The organism is Xanthomonas sp. F1, assembly GCF_014199855.1.
On record NZ_JACHOK010000005.1, the window covers coordinates 1 to 15,333 of the forward strand.

General features: G+C 63.1%; 8 protein-coding genes. 2 read left to right on the plus strand and 6 right to left on the minus strand.

Going from position 1 to position 15,333, the window contains the following annotated elements; genetic code table 11:
* The 3 genes from GGR71_RS12620 to GGR71_RS12630 all read right to left on the minus strand — a co-directional run.
* A partial coding sequence (locus GGR71_RS12620; RefSeq protein WP_184452011.1) for a non-ribosomal peptide synthetase occupies nucleotides 1-4,103 on the minus strand: 4,103 nt, incomplete at its 3' end.
* Nucleotides 4,100-4,384, minus strand: a complete 285-nt coding sequence (locus tag GGR71_RS12625; protein WP_160963385.1) for an acyl carrier protein — start codon at nucleotides 4,382-4,384, stop codon at nucleotides 4,100-4,102. The genes GGR71_RS12620 and GGR71_RS12625, both read right to left, overlap by 4 nt.
* A 117-nt stretch (nucleotides 4,385-4,501) precedes the next feature.
* Nucleotides 4,502-6,247, minus strand: coding sequence for a fatty acyl-AMP ligase (locus GGR71_RS12630; RefSeq protein WP_160963384.1), 1,746 nt, complete (start codon nucleotides 6,245-6,247; stop codon nucleotides 4,502-4,504).
* 277 nt (nucleotides 6,248-6,524) lie between these two features.
* Between GGR71_RS12630 and GGR71_RS12635 the strand changes: the two genes are divergently transcribed.
* Both GGR71_RS12635 and GGR71_RS12640 read left to right on the plus strand, forming a co-directional pair.
* Nucleotides 6,525-9,065 carry a penicillin acylase family protein gene (locus GGR71_RS12635; RefSeq protein ID WP_160963383.1) on the plus strand — a complete coding sequence of 847 codons (2,541 nt, stop codon included), beginning with the start codon at nucleotides 6,525-6,527 and terminating at the stop codon, nucleotides 9,063-9,065.
* A 41-nt stretch (nucleotides 9,066-9,106) separates the two neighbouring features.
* Nucleotides 9,107-10,843 (plus strand): cyclic peptide export ABC transporter, encoded by a 1,737-nt coding sequence (locus GGR71_RS12640; protein WP_160963382.1) that lies wholly within the window; start codon nucleotides 9,107-9,109, stop codon nucleotides 10,841-10,843.
* 126 nt (nucleotides 10,844-10,969) lie between these two features.
* Here the strand turns inward: GGR71_RS12640 and GGR71_RS12645 are convergent, their stop codons facing one another.
* From GGR71_RS12645 to GGR71_RS12655, 3 genes are all read right to left on the minus strand, one after another.
* The gene (locus GGR71_RS12645; RefSeq protein ID WP_160963381.1) at nucleotides 10,970-12,187 is read right to left on the minus strand and encodes an ABC transporter permease; all 1,218 of its coding nucleotides are present in this window, start codon (nucleotides 12,185-12,187) and stop codon (nucleotides 10,970-10,972) included.
* A 96-nt stretch (nucleotides 12,188-12,283) separates the two neighbouring features.
* Nucleotides 12,284-13,600 carry an ABC transporter permease gene (locus tag GGR71_RS12650; protein ID WP_160963380.1) on the minus strand — a complete coding sequence of 439 codons (1,317 nt, stop codon included), beginning with the start codon at nucleotides 13,598-13,600 and terminating at the stop codon, nucleotides 12,284-12,286.
* A gap of 86 nt (nucleotides 13,601-13,686) precedes the next feature.
* Complete coding sequence (locus GGR71_RS12655; RefSeq protein WP_160963379.1) at nucleotides 13,687-14,403, minus strand: ABC transporter ATP-binding protein; 717 nt, start codon at nucleotides 14,401-14,403, stop codon at nucleotides 13,687-13,689.
* Between the last annotated feature and the right edge of the window lie 930 nt (nucleotides 14,404-15,333).

Below are 15,333 nucleotides of genomic sequence, written 5' to 3' on the forward strand. Positions count from 1 at the left end.
AGGGTGTTGACGAAGAAGCCGATCAACGGTTCGATCTCGGCACGTTGCCGGTTCGCCACCGGGCTGCCGATCACCACCTGGTGCTGGCCGCTCAGCCGCCCCAGCAGCGCCGACCAGCTCGCCAGCAGCGTCATGAACAGCGTGGTGCCGTGCTGCTGCGACAACCGCTGCAGCTGGGCACTGAGCGCTGGCGGGACCCGTACCGCCACGCGGGCGCCCCGGTAGCGTTGCACCGCCGGCCGCGGGTGGTCGGTTGGCAGTTCCAGTAGCGCTGGCGCGCCCTGCAACTGGTCCTTCCAGAACGCCCGTTGTTCGTCCAGCACAGTTCCCTGCAACCAGCGCCGCTGCCAGGCCGCATAGTCCGCATACTGCACCGGCAGTGCCGGCAAGGGATCCGGCGCGCCGCTACGGAAGGCGGCGTACAACGCGCTGACCTCGCGCACCAGCACCCCGATCGACCAGCCATCGGAGACGATGTGGTGCTGGGTCACCAGCAGCAAGTGCTCCTGCGCGGACAAGGCCAACAGGCGGCCGCGGATCAGCGGGCCCCGCGCCAGGTCGAACGGTGCGCCTGCCTCGGCTAGGCGCAGTTCGGTGACCGCCGCCTCCTGCTCGGATGCTGGCAAAGGGCGAAGGTCGTGCGTAGTCAATACAAAGCCGCTGTCGGGCGGTGCGATCACCTGACGCGGTTCGCCCTCCACGCTGACGAAGGTGGTGCGCAGGCTCTCGTGCCGTGCCACCACCCGGTCCAGGCTCGCCTGCAGCGCCACAGGATCCAGGGTGCCCGTCAGCCGCAGCGCCGCCGGAATGTGATACGCCGCGCCCGCGGCATGATCCAGTTGATCCAGGAACCACAACCGCTGTTGCGCCCACGACAGCGGCAACACCCCGTCCCGCTCCACCGGCACGATCGCCTCCTGCGTCGTGGCCCCCGCCGCGGCCACGCGTGCAGCCAAGGCAGTCAGCACCGGATGGGCGAAGACCTCGCGCAATGCCAGTTCCACCCCCAGCGTCGCACGCACCCGGGTCACCAGCCGCACCGCCAGCAACGAGTGCCCGCCCAGTTCGAAGAAATGGTCCTGCCGCCCCACCCGCTCCAGGTTCAACAGCTCCTGCCACAGCGCGGCGATCGCCTGCTCCACCTCCCCCGCCGGCGCCTCGTAGGCGCGGCTGGCCACGGCCGCCTGGTCCGGTGCCGGCAGCGCCGCGCGGTCAAGTTTGCCGTTGGGCGTCAGCGGCAAGGTCTCCAACATCACGAACGCGCTGGGTACCATGTACTCGGGCAAGGCTTGCGATAGCGCATCGCGCAGCGACGCCACCGCCAACGCACTGCCGACGTCAGGCACCACATAGGCCACCAGCCGCTTGTCGCCCGGCACCTCTTCGCGTGCCAGCACCACTGCCTCGCGTACGCCCGCACACGCCGCCAACCGCGTCTCGATCTCCCCCAGCTCGATGCGGAACCCGCGCACCTTCACCTGGAAATCGTTGCGCCCCAGATACTCGATGTTGCCGTCCGGTCGCCAGCGCCCCAGATCGCCGGTGCGGTAAATGCGGGCGTCGGGATCGGAGACGAACGGATCGGCCAGGAAACGCTCGGCGGTCAGCTCCGGGCGGTTCAGGTAGCCGCGGGCCACACCGGCACCGCCGATGTACAGCTCACCGATCACCCCGATCGGTACCGGCTGACCCTGCGCATCCAGCACGTACACCTGGGTGTTGGCGATCGGCTTGCCGATATGGCCAACGAACCCGGTCTCCCGCGTCATTGCCGTCCAGGTCGAGTAGGTCGTCGTCTCCGAAGGACCGTACAGGTTCGCCACCACCTGCGCCTGGCTTGTCGCGAACACCCGCTCCACCAGCGCTCGCTTCAGCGGCTCGCCGGCCAGGTTCACCGTCGTCACCGAGGCCGGCAGGTCCGCACCGTCCAGCACCGCGGCCATCGCCGAGGGCACCGTGTTGACCAGCGTCGTCCCGTCCAGGGCCTGCCCCGCCGACACCAGGTCCGCAACCAGCCGCACGGTGCGGCCGCTGCTCAGCGGCACGAACAGCTCGAACACGGCCAGGTCGAAATTGATCGACGTCGACAGCAGTGTCGTGGCCAATTGCGCGGTGCTGAAGCTGGCCTGCGCCCAGGCCACCAGATTGACGGCGTTGGCATGCGTGAGCATCACCCCCTTGGGCCGTCCGGTGGAGCCGGAGGTGTAGATCACGTAGGCAAGATGCCGTGCACTCAAGCCAGCCACGACCGGATCGTGTGCCGGCTGGAGGGCCAGCGCAGGATCGTCGTCCACGGCCACGATTGCCACGGCCGTCTCGTCACCGCCAAGAGTACGCACCGTCTCCACCAACCGCGCCTGCGTCAGCAGCGCCACCGGCTCGGCATCGGCAAGCATGTAGGCCAGCCGCTCGGCTGGATACGCCGGGTCCAGCGGCACATAGGCACCACCGGCCTTGAGGATCGCCAGGATCCCCACCACCATCTCCACGCTGCGCGGCAGGCAGATCGCCACGCGCGTATCCGGCTGCACACCCAGTGCGATCAGCCGATGCGCCAGCTGGTTGGCACGGGCGTTCAATGCACCGTAGCTCAGCTGTTGGTCGCCGCAGGCCAGGGCCAACGCCTGCGGCTGCCGCGACGCCTGTGCCTGGAACAAGGCGTGGATCGGCGTGTCCTGCGGCACATCCATCCGCGTCGCATTGAACGTGTGCAGTACCTGTTCGCGTTCGTCCGCCGACAACAACGGCAGGCGCGAGACGGCTTGCGCGTCATCGGCCACCATCCCCTGCAGAAGCATCAGCCATGCATTGCCAAGACGCGCCACCGTCTGCTGGTCGAACACACCATGGTCGAACTTGAATGCGCATCGGATGCCCTGCTCCAGCTCGATCACCTCAAGCAAGAGCGGAATACCATGGTGTGCTCCACTGCGGCATGCTGGATAGGCACTGAGGCCGACGCCACCCCATGCGACCAGTTCCCGACCATGCGTGCCATCCCACAGACGACGCAGGCCGCCGCCGTGTCTGGCATTCTGGAACACGAACATGGTCTGGTAGAAAGGGTGCTGACCTGTCATCCGCGCAGGCTGCAGCTCCTCGACCAGCGATGTGAAGGGATACTCCTGGTTCTTCATCCCGCGCAGCGCGGTCGTGCGCACCGTGTGCAACACGTCCGCCAGACTCGCCGCGTTCTGGAACACGGTGCGCAGCACCACCGGATTGACGAAATCGCCCACCACCGCATCCCATTCCGACCGGGTGCGCCCCGGCATGGGCGACCCGACCGAAATGTCGTCCTGACCGCTGTGACGATGCAACAGAATCATGTAGGCAGCCAGAAGCGTGGTGTACAACGTGCTCCCGTGGCGACGCCCAAGTGCGTGCAGGTCAAGCGCCAACGATAGCGGAATCGTCAACGCGACCTCATCGAACCGACCCGACGCCTGTGACGCCGGCCGGTCCGCTGGCAACGGCAAGTTCTGCGCCGCGCCCTGCAACGCTGCATGCCAATAGTGCCGCTGCGCTTGCGCTTGCGCGCTCTGCAACCATTGCGCCTGCCAATGAACATAGTCCTCGTAGCCGACCTTGGCATCCGCCTCATCGGCCACGGTCTTTCCGCCAAGCAACGTGCCCAGCTCGTCCAGCAAGCGCCAATAGGACCAGCCATCGACCGCAATGTGGTCGAACGCCAGCATCAGGATCTGCGTGTCGTCGTCGCGGCGATACAGCCCGGCCCGAATCGGGGGACACCGGAACAGATCGAAGGGTTCGATCGCATCGTTGCGCACGCGGCGCAACAGCGCGTCAGGAGCGATGGCAGCGGTATCGTCGAGGATCAGCGGCACGTCCGCGGACAGGGACACGGACTGTTCGACTTCGCCGGCATTATCCCGAAACCGGAGACGCAACATCGGGTGGCGTCGGACAAGCGCCTGCAACGCAGGCAACAAACAGTCGGCTGCCAGTGCGCCATGTACAACGGCTGCGAACGCATTGTTGTGTTCACCACGGGCATCTGGCGCCAGGCGGTACAGGAACCAACGGCTGCGTTGCGCAGCCGACAGCGGCATCCATGGTCCAGCCTGAGCATCCAGCTTCATGCCTCGATCCTTCGTTGGTGATCCACAGGCGAGGGCGTGGCATCAAGCGCGCCAAACCGCGAATCCAGGAATTGCGCGAGCGCGTGGATGCTGGGGTGGTCGAACAGCCATTCGAGATCGACCTCGACGCCGAGCGCGTCCTCGAGCTTTCGCGTCAGGCGCAGGCCGATCAAGGAATCCACGCCCTGCTCGGCGAAAGTCCGGGTCGCCGAGATCTGCGCCGCATCGACCTCCAGCACTTCCGACAATGCCTCTTTCAGCCACAACTCGCGCGCGCTCATCGATCACAGCTCCTCAGCCCTGAGAAAAACCGCCAACGCCACCATCAACGTGACAACAGCAACTCCCTTGAGACGCACCTGCATGGCCGCGCGGCAAGCGGCAGGTCGACCACCCGCTCAATGCACCGCAGCACGCTCCAGACCACCGGACAGGTAGTCCATCCGACACTGCGACCGGCGCACCTTGCCGCTGGAAGTGCGTGGCAACGCGCCAGGCTTGATCAACACGATGTCGGCGACAGGCAGCCCATACTCGGCATTGACGGAAGCGCGCATCGCGCCCAGCACCCCGGGCCAGTCGGGATGGCGCCGTAACCATTCACGCTTGAGTTCAAACACCACCACCAACCGTTCGCCGTGCTGGTCGCCGATGGCGAAAGCGGCACCCCCTGCCTGGCGCAAGGCTTCATGACTCTCCTCGCACCTGTCCTCGATATCCTGCGGTGCGTACTTCCTGCCATTGACGATGATCAGGTCCTTGATCCGTCCGGTCACGTACAACTGACCATCCAGCATGAAGCCGAGATCGCCGGTACGCAGATGCCCAGGTCCTGCTCCATCGATCTGCGCATGGAACACGCGCTGGCTCAGCTCAGGGCGCATCCAGTAGCCATGGGCCACGCTGCGTCCTCGGACCCAGATCTCGCCGCTCTCGCCGTCAGCAACCCGCGAGGAAGTGTCCGGATCAACGATCTCCACATGGGTGTTGCCGCGGGCAGCGCCGCAGCCGACGACGTCCACTCCAGCGTACGAGCGGGTCGTCGGCACAGCACCGACGTCGGCCCCGGTGATGAACAGCGTCGATTCGGCCATGCCATAGCACGGATAGAACGCCTCTGCACGCAAACCGTGGGCGGCGAAGCGCTGCGTGAATCGCTCGATGACGGAAGCCCGAATGGGCTCTGCGCCGCAGAACGCAACACGCCAGGAAGACAAATCGATCTCCGCGATCGCCTCGTCCTTGACCGAGCGAGTCGCCAGATCGTACATGAAGTTCGGACCGCCACTGACCGTCATGCGGAACTCTGAAATGACACGTAGCCAGCGTTCTGGATACTGCACGAATTCCGTAGGCGACAAGAAGCCGGCCGAGCAGCCCGAGTACATGAATTGCAAAACGCCCCCGACCAGTCCCATGTCGTGAAACAACGGAAGCGCAGTAAATAACCTGGAATGCTCCGTGATTTGCATTCCATCTTGAATCGAGGCGCAATTGTCTACGAGATTTCCGTGGGTCACGACCACGCCCTTTGGATCTCCCGTCGAGCCGGAGGTGTATTGAAGAAACGCGGGCGTCGACGCATCCACCAGCCCCGGCGTCCACTGTGCAGCGCACATGGCGTCGGCGCACGCGTCTGCATGCTCGCGCATATCAATTCTCAGCAACGCCCCGGTCCCCGATACCAATTCCGCCTGCATGAACTCGGCGGAATCGAAGATCATCGCATGCGCGCCGGCGTCGTGGACGATGATTTGTAGACGATTTTGAGAATTCTGCCGGCGCGGCGGTGACGCAGGCACGGCGACCACCCCCGCCAACAGGCACGCGTAGAATGCCACGACGAAATGTTGCTGCGACTTGCAGACCAACAGAGCGCGCTGCTGCGCGAGACCCAGCGCCTGTAGCTGCTGCGCCAGTGCTGCCGCGCGCCGCCATAACGCCGCAAACGTCATGACTTCATGATCCAGCGCGGGACCTCGAAAAAAACGGCAGGCGACGTCGTCGGGGGTGGTACGGGCACGATGCGCCATGATCTCGGGAAAGCTCTGCAAACCCATCCCCTCCTTGAGAAAGTTCAGATTCCCTGGCACGAAGCCAGCCGTATCGAAGGACGTCAGCGTCTGCACGCTGATCGGCGACATTGCAAATGGCTGAACGATGTTTCCCCTAGCGGCGGCCTGCAGAACATCGAGAGGCCAACCATCTCCCCGATTTACTCTTCCACCGATATCTTGCTTCGTCAAGCCTGCAGCGTGTATATAACCGCGACGGAACTACAGGGACGAACCGGAAGATGCCACGCTCTGCATGTTGCCCTTCGAGATGGACTTCACACTTGACGTTCCCTCCCGATGAGCTCGGGCGCGCCGTTCCATTGGCTCCCCATGCACCAGGCCCAGGTGCTGCCCGCCCCCGGGCATGGCGCAAAGAATCCACACGTGTTCCAAACAACGTGCCGCCTGTCGGATTGCAAACCGATCGAAGGGCAGCAACCGCATCACGGCGACACGCATCCTCGAACCGCGCCGCGTGATGCCGCGGACATCGTTTCCTCTGACGACACGCCTGCTGGCGCTTGTCGTGCTGCCGTTGCTACTCGGCGGTGCGTGGCTGTTCGTCTCGCTGCGGGCGAGCCTCCCTCCCGAAGGTGAGCTTCGCCTCGAGTATGGATCCTCCGCGCCGGTGACGATCACGCGCGACCCCAACGGCGTGCCGCACATCCGCGCAGCAAGTGACACGGATGCGTTCTTCGCCGTGGGCTACGCGCATGCGCAGGATCGTTTGTGGCAAATGGAGCTGCAACGCCGCATGGCGCGCGGACGCCTGAGTGAAATCTTCGGCAAGGAAAGCATCGAGACGGATGTTTGGTTTCGTACGCTGGGATTGTACGAATCGGCCGGATCGGCATGGCCCGCGCTCAGTCCGCAAGCGCAGCGATCTCTGACAGCTTACGCAGCCGGGGTCAATGCATGGATTGCAGAGAAGCATCCACTACCGGCCGAATTCCGCATGCTGGGCATCGCGCCCGAGCGTTGGACCGAACTGGACTCACTTGCCTGGATCAAGGTGTTCGCGCTCGACCTCGGCGGAAACTTTCGCCGCGAGATCGAGCGCTACATTGCCAGCCAGGCATTGACGAACACACAACTTGCTGCTTTTTTTCCGTCCTATCCTGCGGATGCGCCGACCACGGTGACCACGACGGGCGATCCGCAGCGCCTGGCGGCGCTCGCCACGTTCCAACATCACTTGGAAGGCGCGTACGCACTCGGCGGACGCAACGTCGGCAGCAATGCGTGGGTCGTCGCTGGTCGGCATACGAAGAACGGCATGGCCCTACTCGCCAACGATCCACATTTGGGACTGCAGATCCCCTCGCTCTGGTATGCGATCAGCGTCGACGCGCCGACCTACAAGGTGTCCGGCATGAGCTTGGTGGGACTGCCGGTGGCCGTGCTTGGACGAAACGCGCATATCGCATGGGGCGGTACCAACATGATGGCCGATGCGCAGGATCTGTTCTTCGAAAGGCCCGACCAGGCGGGGGAAGGCTACGAAGTGGATGGCCGGTGGCAGCCTTTCCGCACGCGTACCGAGACGCTGCATGTTCGCGCAGACTTTCCGCAGCAGCTACGCAAGCAGTATGCGCCAGTGACCTTCAAGGTGCGCGAGACGCGACATGGCCCGATCATCAGCGACTACTACGGGGTATTCGATCAGCCGGTGGCATTGCGCTGGACCGCGCTCGACCCGGGCGACACCAGCTACGAAGCGTTCTTTCGGCTCAACTACGCCACCGACTGGACAAGCTTCAAGGCGGCGCTCGCGCACCATGTCGCGCCTGCCATGAACCTCCTTTACATCGATCGCGACGGCAACATCGGCTATCTGGGTGCAGGACGCATTCCGATCCGCAAGCAAGGCCAAGGAACGCTGCCCTCCCCCGGCTGGGACAGTGCAAACGATTGGTCCGGACAGGTGCCTGCCGCCGCTTGGCCACAGAGCTACAATCCGCCGTCCGGTTACATCGTCAACGCCAACAACAAGGTCACGCGCGACGATTACCCCTATCTGATCTCCTACGATTGGGCGTCTCCTGCGCGCGCGCGCCGAATCGAGCAACTGCTGCGGCAGCGCATCGACACCGGGCAACGGTTGACAGTCGACGACATGCAACGCATTCAGGCGGACACCACCGACCTGGAGGCGGGCGAACTGATGGACGAACTCAGGCACCGGCTGCCACGCGGAGAGCACGGTGCCCAGGCGTCCGCGTATCTGGCGTCCTGGAACGGCGACATGCGCGGCGACAGCCAGGGCGCCGCGATATTCACCGTCTGGATGCGGCATTTCCGCCAACGCGTCTTCAGCTCGGCGCTGCGCGGGTCTTGGAACACCCCTCAGGCCTCGAAGATTCTGCGCAACCTGCAGGACGACGTCTCGTTGGCCTACCTGCGCGAGATGTTGCATCGCAAGGATCCGCTGTGGTGCGACAACCGCATTACGCACGGCCGCGAAACCTGCGACGCCCAGCTCGCCGCCGCGCAAAACAGCGCACTCTGGGAGCTGCACAAGCTGAAGGGCGACTGGAGCATGTCCAGCTGGCGCTGGAGCGGCATCCAGCAAACAGTCTACGCGCACCTGCCCTTCAGCCAGTCCAAGCCGCTACGCAGGCTGTTCGAGCGCCGCGTGGCGAACGGCGGCTCGGAGAACACGATCAACGTCGCCGGAGCGAGCTTCGCCGGCGCCGAAGGCTACCTGCAGAAGTTCGGAGCAGGTTTCAGGCAGGTCATCGCCTTACGCGGTCAACACGCCGAGCATTACTACATGAACTCGACGGGCCAGTCCGGGAACGTGCTCAGCCCGCATTACGACGACATGGTCGAGCCGTTTCGCGACGTGCGTTACTACAGATTGGATAGCACTTTCGACAAGAGGCGAGCTACCGTCGGGCCCTGAGCGGGTACGCCAGGACGTCGACCGCTCCGAGGAACCGCGTCATGAACATGTTCGCCGAGTTTTCCCGAAAGGCGCCAAACAAGGTGTTCCTATCGATCGTGCTGGGCGGCCTCTCCGGCGTCTGCTACTCGCTGCTGATTCCTTTGATCATGAGCGTGCTGAAGCCCGGCGATACCCGCCTGGACGAGATCGCGACCGCGCCGACTCGCGTGCTATCGCTGGAGATCGCCAATGCGCCGTTCGCAATGATTTTCATCGTTGCATGCTTCTTCATCCTCGTCAGCAGGACGCTGTCGCAAGTGATGCTCAGCCGGGTCGCCATCGACGTTGCGTCGCAGCTGCGGACCGGCCTGTATCGGCAGATCGCCGGCGCGCCACTTTCTGCACTTGAGCGGATTGGGTCAGCGCGTCTTCTCACCGCGCTGACCACTGACGTGCCCCGCATCGTCCTGGGCGCACGCATACTTCCCGACTTGCTGATCAACATGGTCACTCTGATCGGCATGCTCGGCTTCCTGTTGATTCTCAACTCCGACGTATTTTGGTTCGTGCTGGGATGCATCGCATTCGGCGTGCTGACCTACCAAGTGCCGATGATGATCGGCCGCCGCTACTTCATCCGTGCGCGCCGAGGGTTCGATGGCCTACAGGAGTCGATCAATGGCTTGTTGCGCGGCATCAAGGAACTCAAACTCAACGACCGCAAGCGCGAGGCGTACTTCAACGCCGTACTGATGACCTACGAGGGCGAAGTGCAGCGCAACGAGAAGGCCGGCCACACCATCGTGCGGACTGCGAGCAACTACGGCGACCTGCTCAGCTTCTTCGTTATCGGATCGATCATTTTCGTCTTCGTCAACTACCGCGTGGTCAGCAATCAGGAACTCGTCGGCGTCATCATGGCGCTGCTTTACGTGACCGGACCAGTCTCGGCCATCCTGAACTACGTACCGCAGCTGGCCATCTCGCGCGTATCCATGCAGCGCGTGGCCAAACTGTTCGGCGACATCCCGGGCGAGGACATCGGACCAAGCCAGGAGGCGCCGCGGGCGTGGAGCAGCGTACGCTTCGAAGACGTGCGTTATCACTACGACGGCACCGGCAAGGACTTCGCGGTCGGCCCATTGGACCTGGAGTTTCGCAAGGGCGAAATTTCCTTCATCGTCGGCGGAAATGGCTCGGGTAAATCGACGCTCGGCAAACTATTGACGCTTCACTACCGTGCCGATGGCGGAACCATCTACTTCGGCGATCATGCGATCACCAGCGCATCCATCGGCACGTATCGGCAAGCCATCGGGGCGATCTACTCGGACTACTACCTGTTCGATCAGATTCTCGGTGTTGCCGACGAGGGACTCGCGGAGATGGTCGAACACTACCTGCGCGCGCTTCAACTGAACGGCAAGGTCACCTATGCACAGGGCAAGTTTTCCAGTCTTTCGTTGTCAGACGGACAGCGCCGACGCATGGCCTTGCTGGTGGCGATGATCGACGACAAGGAACTGTACCTGTTCGACGAATGGGCAGCCGATCAGGACCCATCATTCAAGTCGGTTTTCTACGACGAGATACTTCCGGCGTTGAAGGCAAAGGGCAAGGCGATCGTGGTCATTACCCACGACGATCGCTACTTCCATCTCGCAGACCAGGTCATCGTGCTCGGCGAAGGACGGGTCAACAGCGTTGACCGTCGGCACGCGCAAGCCACCGACGCCGAGGCATCACGAGTGCCAGCGATGCCGTTGGCGGGTACCGTCGTCGATCCTGCATCTTGACACTGATCGGACACGCTCATCTTCAGTGAGACATCCGACACTGGGCCACACAGAATTCCGTCTCCTGAGCCAGCGCCTGGCAGGAGACCATGGCTTGACCCGCCCTCGCGCACCTCCAGCATCCGCTCAGATCGAACGTGTGGCCGCCGCTGGCGGAATCGAAGCAGCCTGGCGCGCAGGCACCAGCACCGCCAGCTGACCCATCAGCCAAAGCACAATCGCGCCGATCGGCAGATAGCCAAGGGGCAGACGCGGCAACTCGTACTTGCTCATCAGCAGGTAGTTGATGGCATAAGCAAGGAACATCCCGAGCACGATGCCGACCGTGGACAGAAGGAAGTTCTCCGTCTGGAAATAGCGCAGGATCTGTTTACGGGTCGCGCCGAGTGCGCGCCTGACACCGATCTGGCGCGTGCGTTGCTGCACCCAGAAACTGGCAAGCCCAATGATGCCGAGCGCGGTAATCACCAACAGCGCCGCGCAGACGGTCACCAGCAGCCAGGCCATTTCGCGGTCCTGTTGGTAGTAGTTGTCACGCATCTCCTGCACGGTATCCTGCTTGAGGATGATCCGGCTCGGATCGATCCGTTTCAGCACGTCCACGGCGCGTTGCAGCACCTCGGCACGGCGCGAAGGATCATCGACGCGTAGCAAATAGGTGGGGAACCCCCCCTCCACCGGCAGCATGATGGCGTACTCGTAAGAGGACGGATCGTTGAAACCATGCGGCTGCACCAAGTGCTCGACCACGCCGACGACCTTGATGGGCGCGTCGTTCCACGCGTAGAAGGATTTCCCGAGGGGATCCTGATCGGGGAACAGTTTATTGGCCATCGCTCGCGTGATGATCGCCGACGGAATGCCGACGTTGCTGTTGGGGGCGTCGAGCGCGCTCCATTCGATGAACTCGTCGGGCAGGAAGCGGCGTCCCGCGACCAGATTCAATCCCATGGCGTCCAGCAATTGCTTGTCGCCGATGTAATAGGCAGTCTCGAACAAAGGGGATTGGTCGGGCGTCAACTTGACGTCCAGGCTCCTACCCAGCAACCCCAGAGGCACGGAGTTCGAGACTGCCGCAATCTTGACGCCTGGCAATGCGCGCAAGGCAGCGAGGTCTTCCTTGGCACGCGCGCTTGCCTGATCGTCATTCCCGCTCTTGGCCAACTGGATGCGCACCAGTTCGCCCTCCGCCAGGCCTGTCTTGCGGTCCATCAATTGCAAACGACTGTGGATCAAAAACACCGCATTGCACAGAATCGCGCAGCTGACAGCGATCTCCAGCACGATCAGCATCGCAGCCGTCTTGTGCCGGCGTAGTGCCGAGAAAATGGGGCGGATGTCCATGAAGTTCCTCGGTGATGGCGTGCTCCCAAAATTGGCCAGGAGCTGGATCTGGTTGCGTCGGGCCCTTCGCCCGATACTCTGCTGGCCGCCAGGCGGCTAGTCGGTCTTGAGTTGGATTGCCGGCGCGATCTGACAGGCGCAGAACGCGGGCAACAAGCCAGCCAGGACGCTCGTACCGATGGCGAGCACGAAGGTGACAATCAGCATGGCGGGGTCCAGCTGCGCCAACTCCGCGTAACTGGCCGAGCGCTGGCGCACGGCCCATAGGCCGAGCAGCGCGAATCCCAGGCCGAGCGCGCCGCCGGCCAGCCCAATCACGCCTGCTTCCACCAGGTACTGACCGAAGATCGTGCGATGCGAGGCGCCAAGCGCCCGTCGCACCGCGATCTCGCTCGATCGGCGAAGAAACTTCGCCAGCAGCAGACCACTGGTATTGAGCAAACACACGACCAGGAAGCCGAAGGCCAGCCAGACCTGCAGACGTACATCGCTCGGCACCACCTTCTTGTAGTCGAGCCACTCCATCAGACTACGCAGTCTTATGTTGGTCGGCCGCTGGTAGCGGCCGGCGGCCCGCTGTTGGTTGGAGTAATTGGTGAGGTACTGCTTATAGGCCGCCACCTTTTCTGGCGAGTCGAGCTGGACCCAGTACTGCAGCCAGGCACATGGCGCATTGACCCCCGTCGTACCTTCCGGATCCTCTTCCAAGTCGTCCGCTCCCCAACAGTGCATGCGGCCCGATGCGTCCATCTTGAGGTCGCGCGACGTCGAGAAGGGAATGAACACCTGCTCGGTCTCGCCATAGAGGCTGCCGTATGGATCGTAGAACTTCGGGATCGGGCGCCAGTCGTTGAGAACACCAACGATGCGAAATTCGTTCTGGCTCAGCCAGACAGACTTGCCGACGCTGTTTTTTCCGCCGAACAGCTTGTCGTTGAGCGACTTTGCGATGACCACAATGCGACTGCGGCTTTCGTCTTCTGACTTGCCCCAGGCGTTGCCGTAAAGGAATGGCGTGGCGAACATCGGAAAGAAGTCACCGGACGTGTAGCGCGCATCCACCGAGAATGAGCCCAACTCCGCTCGCTCAGGCCTGACCACCACGCTGCCGCGCTTCATCACCGCTTGACGGTCGCCGCGGGCCTGGCGCAGCAGCGTCTCCGCATCGTACCGCGTCATCTGGTCCTCGGGCTCTTCGCCAGGCATGAAGTTTTCCATGTCGGCCGGATCCAGCTGTGGATAAAACAGCGTCTGGCTCCGGCCGGGCAAAGGATCGCCCGAAAGGATATAGAACACCGTCAGTGTCGTCATGCTCGCGCCGATACCCAGCGCGATCGCCAGTACCATCAGCGCGGTCAGCATCCGGTTGCGCTTGAAGCTCCGCAGCGCTAGGTCGAAGTAGTATCCGAACATGTGGTCTCTCTTTGCGCTATCCGTAGGGCGGCGACGATTTCCCGGCACCGCAGCGATCCGATGAAGCGGCAGCGACAAGCGACACGTTACGAGAGCAGGTGCTCCCGCGCCGTAGTCGTGAGGCTTTCTCGTCTTCTGGCCATAACCGTGGCAATGCCATCGACAAAATGGACGTCGCGCTGCGCGCGGGCAACCAGCTCCGCCTCGTGCGTCACCACGACGACGGCAGGGCCAAGTGCCTCGACCTGCTCAATCAGCTCCAGAATGCCCCATGCCATATGCGAATCCAGGTTGCCGGTGTGTTCATCCACCGGTAGCACGCCGGGCTCGTCACACAGTCCGCGCGCGTTCGCCGCACCTTGCGACTGCCCACCCGACAACGCCAGCGGGTAATGCCGCGTGCGCGTGCCGAGTCCGACGTGATCGAGAGCAGTTTCCACCCGCCGCCTGCGCTGTTCTCCGGATATGCCGCAATAGCGCAGCGGCACAGCGCAGTTACCGACCAAATCCAGCTCGGCAATCAGAGTGAAGCCCTGGAAAATGACGCCGCTCTTTCCTCTGCGAAGCGTGGTGCCTTGACGATCGGAGATATCCTCAGCCGCCAGGCCGTCCAGCATGAACTCGCCGCTGCCGAACGGCTGCAACGGGCCGGGGATGTTCAAGAATGCGGTCTTGCCGAAGCCGGAATGTCCATTGATTGCGACGGACTCTTTTGTTTTTGCGTCCAGGTCGAGCAGACGCGCTGGATGCGCTTCGACCATTCCCCTGCGATTGACCTTGCTGACCTGGTGCATCTCGAGCATGTAGGTTCCCTGGCAATAGACCGAGCGACATCACCTGCATGGCAAACGTGCGGGAAGCAAGGCACATCGCGAAGCGCCCCGCACACTGTGGATCGTGACAAGGCAGCAGCGATAACCGCCCGCACGGGGCACCGCCAGCGCGCTATCGCACGGGATGATGAGCGCCCGGGAGCGGGCGCTCACACGCGGGGCGAGCCCCCCCAACGCCCTGTTCCCAAGGCAAGGCGCGAGAGGCGGGTTCGTGGCACGCCCCTCATGGCGTGAGGCGCATGCCCAGCACTTTCGTGCCAGACCGCGCGCATCGCCAGGACCATGCATGCGCTTCCAATCCACCCCCTTGCGCACATGCTTGCCTGCTCGACTCGCTCCTTCCTGGCGATACGTACGCCAAGATCTCTTCCATGCTGAATCATCCGACGGCAGCCGGCATGTCCAATCGATTTGTGAAACCCGGAAAGAGGCGAATGCGGCGTTGATCGTCCATGCGTCTGCCGTCGTTGCATTGGTTGCCCGCCTCACATTAAGCACTATTTGCGTATGTCACAAGTAGACGATGTGCAAAGATGGGATATATTGCGTAAGTGTCCGCCCGGACACCGAACTGTCCGGGCGGACACTCTCGATGAAACTGCGAGATCATTGGCACGGCGCGGCTCACGCAAATCATTGGGCCCAACCTTGGAACAGTGCCTCCAGTTGGGAGCCCGGGCCCGGCAACGGGCGAGGGAATTCCTTTTCGCACGGATTCTCTGGACGGCAAGTGTCGACATGAACAAGGTCAGGGGAACCCATAGGGCCACCATGCTCGGGTTATCGGCGACCCTCCGGATCGGTACAAGGCCGCTTGTAGGCTGCAATCGCATGCATGTCGGAGAACGGCCGGCTTAGCATTCCGCCACGGGCCCGCCCGCGAGTGACGGTTTGCATACC

Bases quoted from the DNA above. Each gene is read 5' to 3' on its own strand.
- GGR71_RS12625 (WP_160963385.1), bottom strand. From the start codon at position 4,384: ATGAGCGCGCGCGAGTTGTGGCTGAAAGAGGCATTGTCGGAAGTGCTG.
- GGR71_RS12630 (WP_160963384.1), bottom strand. From the start codon at position 6,247: ATGTCGCCGATCAGCGTGCAGACGCTGACGTCCTTCGATACGGCTGGC.
- GGR71_RS12635 (WP_160963383.1), top strand. From the start codon at position 6,525: ATGGCGCAAAGAATCCACACGTGTTCCAAACAACGTGCCGCCTGTCGG.
- GGR71_RS12640 (WP_160963382.1), top strand. From the start codon at position 9,107: ATGAACATGTTCGCCGAGTTTTCCCGAAAGGCGCCAAACAAGGTGTTC.
- GGR71_RS12645 (WP_160963381.1), bottom strand. From the start codon at position 12,187: ATGGACATCCGCCCCATTTTCTCGGCACTACGCCGGCACAAGACGGCT.
- GGR71_RS12650 (WP_160963380.1), bottom strand. From the start codon at position 13,600: ATGTTCGGATACTACTTCGACCTAGCGCTGCGGAGCTTCAAGCGCAAC.
- GGR71_RS12655 (WP_160963379.1), bottom strand. From the start codon at position 14,403: ATGCTCGAGATGCACCAGGTCAGCAAGGTCAATCGCAGGGGAATGGTC.